Source organism: Thioalkalivibrio sp. (genome assembly GCF_041690275.1).
Classification (GTDB): domain Bacteria; phylum Pseudomonadota; class Gammaproteobacteria; order Ectothiorhodospirales; family Ectothiorhodospiraceae; genus Thioalkalivibrio.
In genome coordinates this window covers 1-8,452 of record NZ_JAWLHP010000031.1, presented here as the reverse complement: position 1 = coordinate 8,452, position 8,452 = coordinate 1, and the positions used below count along the sequence as shown (strand labels likewise).

At 68.6% G+C, this 8,452-nt stretch carries 8 protein-coding genes; 5 read left to right on the top strand and 3 right to left on the bottom strand.

All coding sequences use genetic code 11. The features are described 5' to 3' along the window. Positions 1-19 precede the first annotated feature (19 nt). Positions 20-1,120, bottom strand: coding sequence for an AmmeMemoRadiSam system radical SAM enzyme (gene amrS, locus ACESMN_RS07630; RefSeq protein WP_373053002.1), 1,101 nt, complete (start codon positions 1,118-1,120; stop codon positions 20-22). Positions 1,121-1,226: 106 nt separating this feature from the next. On the opposite strand from amrS, the gene amrB reads away from it, so the two are divergent. The 5 genes from amrB (at position 1,227) to zwf (ending at position 6,763) form a co-directional block, all read left to right on the top strand. Then, complete coding sequence (gene amrB, locus ACESMN_RS07625) at positions 1,227-2,054, top strand: AmmeMemoRadiSam system protein B (protein WP_373053001.1); 828 nt, start codon at positions 1,227-1,229, stop codon at positions 2,052-2,054. Further along, a complete protein-coding gene (amrA, locus tag ACESMN_RS07620; RefSeq protein WP_373053000.1) occupies positions 2,051-2,608 on the top strand; it encodes an AmmeMemoRadiSam system protein A in 558 nt (185 codons plus the stop codon). The genes amrB and amrA overlap by 4 nt, the downstream gene beginning before the upstream one ends. 155 nt (positions 2,609-2,763) lie before the next feature. Then, positions 2,764-3,399, top strand: a complete 636-nt coding sequence (locus ACESMN_RS07615) for a hypothetical protein (RefSeq protein WP_373052999.1) — start codon at positions 2,764-2,766, stop codon at positions 3,397-3,399. A 418-nt stretch (positions 3,400-3,817) separates the two neighbouring features. Continuing rightward, positions 3,818-5,266, top strand: a complete 1,449-nt coding sequence (gene gnd, locus ACESMN_RS07610) for a decarboxylating NADP(+)-dependent phosphogluconate dehydrogenase (protein WP_373052998.1) — start codon at positions 3,818-3,820, stop codon at positions 5,264-5,266. Positions 5,267-5,269: 3 nt separating this feature from the next. After that, the gene (zwf, locus tag ACESMN_RS07605; protein ID WP_373052997.1) at positions 5,270-6,763 is read left to right on the top strand and encodes a glucose-6-phosphate dehydrogenase; all 1,494 of its coding nucleotides are present in this window, start codon (positions 5,270-5,272) and stop codon (positions 6,761-6,763) included. A 111-nt stretch (positions 6,764-6,874) separates the two neighbouring features. Here zwf and pgl read toward each other — a convergent pair whose 3' ends face one another. Continuing rightward, positions 6,875-7,654, bottom strand: a complete 780-nt coding sequence (pgl, locus tag ACESMN_RS07600) for a 6-phosphogluconolactonase (protein ID WP_373052996.1) — start codon at positions 7,652-7,654, stop codon at positions 6,875-6,877. An 84-nt stretch (positions 7,655-7,738) separates the two neighbouring features. Beyond that, positions 7,739-8,224 (bottom strand): peptidylprolyl isomerase, encoded by a 486-nt coding sequence (locus tag ACESMN_RS07595; RefSeq protein ID WP_373052995.1) that lies wholly within the window; start codon positions 8,222-8,224, stop codon positions 7,739-7,741. Between the last annotated feature and the right edge of the window lie 228 nt (positions 8,225-8,452).

Genomic DNA, 8,452 nt, shown 5'->3' with positions numbered 1-8,452 from the left:
GCTCCCGCACTCCAGGCGCTCAGGCGTATTCGGCGAGGCGGATCGGGAGCCGGCGGGGGCCCCAGTGGCCGGGGGCGGGTTCGAAGACGCCGCTGACGGGGGTGGAGCAGACGTTGCAGCGACCCTCGGGGGTCAGGTTCCAGGTGTCGATTCGGTAGCCGGAGCGTCCGATCAGACGCTGCCCGCAGGCGTGGCACCAGGTCGACTGGCCATCGGGATCGTGGGCATTGCCCGTAAAGGCATGGTGGATGCCCGCGTCCAGCGCGATGCGCCGGGCCCGGCGGAGCGTCTCGACCGGGGTCGGCGCATGATCGGTCATCCGGAAGTCCGGATGAAAGGCGGTGAAGTGCATCGGCACCCTCGGTCCCAGGTGCTGAAGGACCCAGTCGCACATCTGCCGGATCTCCGCATCGCTGTCGTTCTCGCCGGGGATCAGCAGCGTGGTCAGCTCCACCCACACAGGGGTCTCGTTCACCAGCCACTCGAGGTTGTCCAGCACGGGCTGCAGGTGGGCACCGGTCAGGCGGTGATAGAAGCGCTCGGTGAAGGCCTTCAGGTCCACGTTCGCCGCATCCATGCCCGCATAGAACTCGGCCCGTGCCTCCTCGCTGATGTAGTTTGCGGTCACCGCAACGGTGCGCATGCCCTGCCCCCGGCAGGCGACGGCCACATCCTGCGCGTACTCGTGAAAGATCACCGGGTCGTTGTAGGTGAAGGCCACCGACCGGCAGCCGGTCGCGGCGGCCGCCCGGGCGATGGTCTCCGGATCGGCGCGATCCATCAGGGTGTCGAGTTCGCGCGACTTGCTGATGTCCCAGTTCTGGCAGAACTTGCAGGCCAGGTTGCAGCCCGCGGTCCCGAAGGACAGCACCGGGGTGCCGGGCAGGAAGTGGTTCAGCGGTTTCTTCTCGATCGGATCGATGCAGTATCCGCTGGAACGGCCGTAGGTGGTGAGCATCACCTGCCCGTCGATGTTCGCGCGCACGAAGCAGGCGCCCCGCTGGCCCGGCTTCATTCGGCACAGCCTCGGGCACAGGTCGCACTGCACGCGGCCGTCCGGAAGCCGCTGCCAGAAACGGGTCGGCACGGTGAAGGGATCTGCTCGCAGTGGCTCGTTCATGTGCTTCGATCGCCCTGAAATCCCATATAATTGAGACCTGTTCCCGATACCCCGGTTCCCGGGGACACAAAGCGGCGCCCATGGAACCTGAAGAGGAGCCGAACAGATGGACACCAAGGCCAGCGTGCGCGATCCGGCAGTGGCCGGACTGTTCTATCCGGACGATCCGGAAGCCCTGGAAGGCCGGATCCGAAGGCTGATGGCCGACGCGGTCACGGCCCGGGAATCGCACGGATTCCCGAAGGCCCTGGTCGCGCCTCACGCCGGATTTCCCTACTCCGGTCCCGTTGCGGCCAGCGCCTATGCGGCCCTCGGAGCGGGTGCCGAGCGCATCCGCCGGGTCATCCTGATGGGCCCGTCCCACCGTGTGCCCTTCCGCGGCATCGCCACCACCGCGGCCCCCGCCTACCGCACCCCGCTCGGGCTGGTCCCGGTCGACCGCGCTGCATGCGCGCTGATCGGTGGTCTTCCCGGGGTGGTGGAGCGGGACGAGGCGCACCGCCCGGAGCACAGCCTGGAGGTTCACCTGCCGTTCCTGCAGGTCCTGCTGCACGACTTCGAGCTGGTGCCGCTGGTCGTGGGCGACGCCGATCCCGATACCGTCGCCGCGGTGCTCGACCGGCTCTGGGGCGGCGAGGAGACCCTGATCGTGATCAGCTCGGATCTCTCCCACTACCACGACTACGCGACCGCGCAGATGCTGGACGCCGAGACCTGCGATGCCATCGAACGTGGCGAGGAGACCATGCTGGGCCCGTACCGTGCCTGTGGACACCAGCCGCTCGCGGGGCTGCTCCGGGTTGCGCGCAGCCGCGGACTCCGGCCGGTGACACTGGACCTGCGTAACTCCGGTGACACCGCCGGGCCCCGCAGCGAGGTGGTGGGCTACGGCGCCTGGGCCTTCCATTCAGGCGCTGCAGAGCCGTCCCGGTGATCGGCGAAGCGGAACGCCTGCTGGAGATCGCCGCCCGGGGTGTGCGGAGTGCGGCCGAGTTCCTGCCCGTTCCGGCCCTCGAGCTCGCGCGGGAACCGTCCGTCCTGCTGGACCCTGGCGCGAGCTTCGTCACCCTGAAGCGTGACGGCCGGCTCCGCGGCTGCATCGGCACACTCGAGGCATCGCGCCCGCTCGCGACCGACGTCATGGAAAACGCCTACGCCGCCGCGTGCCGGGATCCCCGGTTCCCGGCGCTGAATATGCGCGAGCTCGAGGGCCTGGCATTGTCCGTCGCGACGCTGGGTCCCCACGAAATCCTGCACGCAGGCACGCGAAGTGCGCTGCTGGAGGCCCTGCGCCCAGGGGTGGACGGTCTGGTCGTCCGCAGTGGAACCCGGCGTGCCACCTTCCTGCCGGCCGTCTGGGAGCAGCTGCCGGACCCCGCGGATTTCGTCGACGCACTGTGGCAGAAGGCCCGGCTGGTTCCCGGATCCTGGCCGGGGCAGGTCGAGCTGAGCCGCTACCGGGTGGAGACCATTGAGGCACGGCTCTGAGCGGATGTTTCCAGCTGGATCCAGAGGCAGCCGGAGCGCAGCCCGGCCCGGCAAGGCGCCTGGGTCCCGGCCTTCTGGAATTGCGATACCGGAGCGACTCCGGGACAATCCGGGCGACGCGTTCTTCCGACGCGCCCAACTCGCGAGGCTCCCGCATGATTCGAATGACCCCCAGCCTGCTGCTCCTTCCGCTGCTCACGTTCACGCTGATCGCCTGCTCGCCCGAGGACTCGGCACAGACGGCCGCCCCGGCACCCGCTGCCTCCGCGCCGCAGGACGCGGCCCCGGCCATGCCCGCGCCGGCCGACTCCGCCACGGACTCCGTGGCCGGACTGACCTGGACGGTTCCGGCGGGCTGGGAGATGCAGGCACAGCGGCCAATGCGCGCCGCCACATACACCACGCCCGCGGCGGAGGGCGACGGCGAGCCGGGTGAGGTGGCGGTGTTCTACTTCGGCCCGCAGCAGGGCGGGACCGTCGATGCCAATGTCGACCGCTGGTTCAACCAGTTCGACCAGGATGACGGGCGTCCGACCAGCGAGGTCGCCGAGCGCGAGACCATCGAGGTGAACGGAATGCCCGTGACCGTGGTGCGCGCCAGCGGCACCTACAACGCGGCAGCCGGGCCCATGGCGCCGCGGGCGGACCTGCGCCCCGGATATCGGCTGATCGGTGCGATCGTGGACGGACCCGAGGGCGCGGTGTTCTTCAAGTTCACCGGTCCGGATCGCACGGTTCTGGAGCAGGAGGCGCATTTTGAGCGCCTGGTGGATTCGATTCAGCGCGACTGATTCATGCCGCGACACCCTGGCCTGAGACCCGTCCAGTGACGCACCCATCGCAGGGGAATGATTTGCGTTGAGAGAGCCCTGACGGGGCCTGGCCCCCCGGTCCCCGGTTCCTCCGGATTTCCTGGCCCCGGAAACGCACCCAAGTGGCCGGCAGCAGCATCCCGACCAACAGCGCACCGAAACCGCCCCACATTTCCCTGCGGCTTCAACGCGATACCAGCCGATCGGCTGCCAGTGTCCAGATTCCGCGGGGCCTTGCTCGCGAGCCTCCACTTCGACGTCGGTCCCGGCATCCCCTATGCTCTGCGGTCCTTCCGGCAGCAAATCCGGGCACCTGGCAACCGGATCCGAGGATCGGGGGCCGCGACCCGGGTCGGGTCGCGGAGGGGCGATCCGCGCAATTTCAGGAGGCAACAACATGGCGAACGCAGATATCGGCCTGATCGGACTCGCGGTCATGGGCCAGAACCTGGTGCTGAACATGGCGGATCACGGCTACCGTGTAGCGGTATTCAACCGCACCACCAGCCGTGTCGACGAATTTCTCGATGGCCCCGCGCGGGGGCAATCCATTACCGGCTGCCACAGCATGGAGGAGCTCGTGGCGAGCCTGTCGCGACCGCGCAAGGTGATGCTCATGGTCAAGGCCGGCGCGGTGGTGGACGAGTTCATCGCGGCCCTCGTGCCGCTGCTGGAACCGGGAGACGTGATCATCGACGGGGGAAACTCCCACTATCCGGACTCCACCCGCCGTACCCGGGAACTGCGCGAACACGGACTTCACTTCGTCGGCACCGGCATCTCCGGCGGCGAGGAAGGCGCTCGACACGGGCCGTCCATCATGCCCGGCGGCGATCCCGAGGCCTGGCCGCTGGTGCGCGAGATCTTCCAGGCGATCGCGGCACAGGTCGATGGCGAACCCTGCTGCCGCTGGATCGGCCCCGATGGTGCCGGACACTTCGTGAAGATGGTGCACAACGGCATCGAGTACGGCGACATGCAGCTGATCAGCGAGGCCTACGCCCTGATGGACCGCGCGCTCGCCATGGATCACGACGCGATGGCGGAAGTCTTCGCCAGCTGGAATCAGGGAGTGCTCGACTCCTATCTGATCGACATCACCGCCGACATCCTCGCCGCGCGGGACGCGGACGGCACCCCGCTGGTCACCCGGATCCTGGACACCGCGGGCCAGAAGGGGACCGGCAAATGGACCGGCATCAGCGCGCTGGAACTCGGCGTGCCGCTGACCCTGATCGGCGAGGCGGTGTTTGCCCGTGCCCTCTCCTCGCTGAAGGACGAACGCGTGCATGCAGCCAGCGTGCTGGGCCCGCCCCAGCGCCCGGCATCCGCCCGGCCGGCGGATCATCTCGACGCCCTGCACGACGCCCTGTACGCGTCGAAGATCATCTCCTATGCGCAGGGCTTCATGCTGATGCGCGAGGCCGCGCGGACCCACGGCTGGAAGCTGAACTACGGTGACGTCGCCCTGATGTGGCGCGGGGGCTGCATCATCCGCAGCACCTTCCTCAACGACATCAAGGCCGCCTACGACACCGATCCGCAACTGGCCAATCTCGTCCTCGACGACTTCTTCGCGCGCGCCCTGCAGAAGGCCGAGGCCGGATGGCGCCGCGCCGTGACGCTCGCGGTGGAACACGCGATTCCCACGCCCGCCTTCGCCTCCGCCCTCGCCTATTTCGACGGCTATCGCAGCGAACGTCTGCCGGCCAATCTGCTTCAGGCCCAACGGGACTACTTCGGTGCCCACATGTACGAGCGCGTCGACCGCCCGCGCGGCAGCTTCTTTCACACCAACTGGACCGGACGCGGCGGCAGCGTTGCCTCGTCCACCTACGAGGTCTGAGCCATGGAAACCCCGCTGAGCCCCTGCACCTTCGTGATCTTCGGCTCCACCGGCAACCTGTCGCAGGTAAAGCTGATGCCGGCGCTGTACCAGCTGGAGGCAGCCGGACGGCTGCCGGACGCCCTGCGCATCATCGCCACCGGGCGGCGGCCCTGGGACCGGGAACGCTGGCTGAAGGAGATGCGCCACATGCTCGAAGGCAATGTGCGCGGCCAGATCGAGCCGACGGTGCTCGAGCGGATGCAGGAGCGCCAGGATTACTTCCAGGGCGACATCACGGATGCCGGAATGTACGACAGGCTGGCCCAGTGGCTCGGTGAACGCCCCGACCTGCCCGACAATCTCGCGATCTACCTGGCGATCCGTCCCGCCGAGTTCGGCGTGGTGACGGAGAATCTCAGCCGCACCGGCCTGTTGACGCAGAACGGAGGCTGGCGGCGGGTCGTGATCGAGAAGCCCTTCGGCTACGACCTCGACAGCGCTCAGGCGCTGCAGCAACGTCTGAGCCGATTCCTGGACGAGGAGCAGATCTATCGTATCGACCATTACCTGGGCAAGGAGATGGTCCGCAACCTGCTGGTGTTCCGCTTCGCCAACCTGATGCTGGAGCCCCTGTGGAACCGCAACTTCATCGACCACGTGCAGATCACCCAGGCCGAGACGCTGGGCGTGGGCAGCCGCGCCGCCTTTTACGACGGCGCCGGCGCCCTTCGCGACATGCTGCAGAGCCACCTGATGCAGCTGTTCACACTGGTGGCCATGGAACCCCCGGCCTCCATGGCGGCGGAGGATCTCCGCGACGAGAAGGTGAAGGTGCTGAAGTCGGTGCGGCCGATCACTCCCGGCGCGGTCCATGCGCAGGCGTTCCGGGCGCAGTACGGCGCGGGCAACGTGCAGGGCGAGCGCGTGCGCGGCTACCTGGAGGAAGACGGCGTACCCCCGGACAGCGTCACCGAGACCTACGCCGCGATGAAGCTGTTCGTGGACAACTGGCGCTGGCGCGGGGTGCCGTTCTACCTGCGCACCGGCAAGCGGATGGCGGAGAGCGCGTCGCACATCATGATCCGGTTCAAGCAGCCGCCGCAGCAGCTGTTTCGCGGCACCCGGCTGCAGAATGTCGAACGCAACTGGCTGGCGATCGGGGTGCAACCCTGCGAGTGCATCAGCCTGCAGCTGACCTCGAAGCAACCGGGGCTGGAGATGAGTACACGCCAGGTAAGCCTGGACGCGGGGCTGAACCCGGGCGAACGTCCCGGCACCGGGGCCTATGAAGGTCTGCTCCTCGACATCATGGAGGGGGACCGCTCCCTGTTCCTGCGCTACGACGAGGTCGAATACGCCTGGCGCATCGTGGATGCCGTGCTCCATACCTGGTCAGTTGAACGCGACTTCATCCACACCTACCCCGCCGGCACCTGGGGCCCGGCCGCGAGCCGCCGTCTGTTCGAGGAGGAAATCGACGCCTGGCGTCACAGCATCCGGCCAGAGACGGACTGACGGCCGCCGCACCGGTCCCGAGGCCATTGCGGTCGCGGCCAGGTCCAGGGGCGTCGGGCCGAACATGATCCCGGGGCACGCGGCCGTCAGCGGGAGAGGCGGGGTCGGACCTCAGGCACCGGGCTCACGGACAGGACCGCCGATTAGCGCTGCCGCCTGATGGTCGACATGCCACTCCACCTTGCCCTGCGGCGGATTCACCAGCGAGGCGGGCAGTTCCCGGCGCGGGCCGTCGCCAAGCACGCGCGCCAGGACCGGGGCCTTGTCAGCACCGGTCACCAGAAACAGCACCTGCCGTGCCGCGTTCAGCACCGGCAATGTCAGGCTCAGACGCCAGGAATCGAACTTCGGCACGTGGACCGCGGCCACCGTCTCCGTCGCATCGAGAACCGGGGTGCCAGGAAACAGGGAGGCGGTATGGCCGTCGTCGCCCATGCCCAGCAGGATCAGATCGAAGCGGGGCACACCGCCGTCGGTCTCCGGAACCTCGCGGGCGAGGCACTCGCGGTACCGGGCGGCATCCTCCGACGGCTCCGACCCGTCCGTCGGCATCGGGTGAAAGACCGGGGCGCCCGGAAGATCCGCGAGCAGCGACTCCCGGACCATGCGCTGGTTGCTGTCCGCGTGGTTCGCGGGCACCCAGCGTTCGTCGCCCAGGAACAGTCGCACCCGTTCCCAGGGAACGGGCCAGTCATCCGGCGACCCCGACAGCAGTTCGTACAGGGCCCGCGGTGTCCGGCCCCCGGCGAGGGCGAGGCTGGCGACACCACGCGCCGCTACCGCCTCGGACAGGAGGCGGCAGAGCCGCCGAGCCGCGGACGCCATCACCGCGTCCACATCCACACCAACGGAGACCGCGGGGGCCTTCGCCGGACCGGCGGCGGCGCTCATCCGGGATTCCCCTGACGCCACGCCGACCTTCCGGGGATCGCGCCCCTCGCGGTCGCCCGGACGCCCGCGCCCGGGACCCCCGGTTCAGTGCTGGTGACCGCCCGGGCCATGCACGTGTCCGTGGTCCATCTCCTCCTGCGTGGGCTCGCGCACGTCGACGACGGTCACGTCGAAGGTCAGGGTCTCGCCCGCCAGCGGGTGGTTCGCATCCACGGTCACGTGCTCCGGGTCCACGCCGGTCACGGTGACGATCTGGCTTCCGCCCTCCTCCGACGTGGTCTGGAACTGCATGCCGACCTGGACCTTGTCCGCATCCTGAAACATCTGGCGCGGCACCGCCTGGCTGAGCGACTCGTCCCGTTCGCCATAGGCCTCGGCCGGCGGGATGGTCACCTGCACACTGTCCCCGGCGGACTTGCCCTCCAGGGCCGATTCCAGACCGGAGATGATGTTCTGGTGCCCCTGCAGATAGGCCAGAGGCCCACGCTCGGAGGAGGTGTCCAGTACCTGACCCTGGTCGTTCTTGAGCGTGTAGTCGATGGATACGACCTTGTTCTCGGCAATTTGCATGGTGGATACCCGTTTGCGCGTCAATGTGCGGCCAGTCTACGTGCATCGGGGGACCGAAACCAAGGACGGGACTCGGGGGAGCGGCTGTGTTCGGCCCCGAGCAACGCGTGTCTGCCTGGCGCGGCGCGTTCCTACACGGCTGGCCCCGGCCCCCGTAGGAGCGAGCCTTGCTCGCGAACGCGCCGCAGGCGCGCCGAACGCCGGGGCGGAGGCAACGCCGCATCGCGG